This window comes from Roseibium sp. RKSG952, from assembly GCF_009711355.1.
Genome location: NZ_SMMF01000266.1, coordinates 1 through 464, shown reverse-complemented (window position 1 = coordinate 464; position 464 = coordinate 1). Strand labels below are relative to the sequence as shown.

Genomic DNA, 464 nt, shown 5'->3' with positions numbered 1-464 from the left:
TGACCATTGCGCCGGTGAATGATGCGCCGGATGGCACAATCACGATTGAAGGAGAGGCGCGAGAAGGTGAAACGCTCTCCGTCGATATCGCGCAATTAAACGATCCGGACGGGGTCCTTGAGCCAACCTACACGTGGTTGCGAATTTTTGAGAGTGAAGTCGCCTATACAATCATTGCCGGTGCTTCAGACCAGACTTACACACTGACGGAAGACGATGTCGGGGCGCAATTCCGTGTGATCGTGAGTTATGTCGATGGTGGGGGAACCACCGAGACGGTGGAAAGCGATCCAACCAGTGCTGTCGTTGAACAGGGCGGTCTCCTTGTAACGACCGCCGAAGACACCGTTGATGCCTTTGACGGCGAAACGTCTCTTCGCGAAGCGATTGATTTTGCAAACAGCCAAGACAATGGCGAAGAAACTGACACCATTACCTTCGACAGCACGGTGTTCTTTGGCGAC

At 53.7% G+C, this 464-nt stretch carries 1 protein-coding gene; it reads left to right on the top strand.

Translation table 11 applies throughout. The annotated features are described in order from the left end of the window. On the top strand, positions 1-464 hold a 464-nt coding region (locus tag E1297_RS48835), incomplete at both ends, for a hypothetical protein (protein ID WP_209015536.1).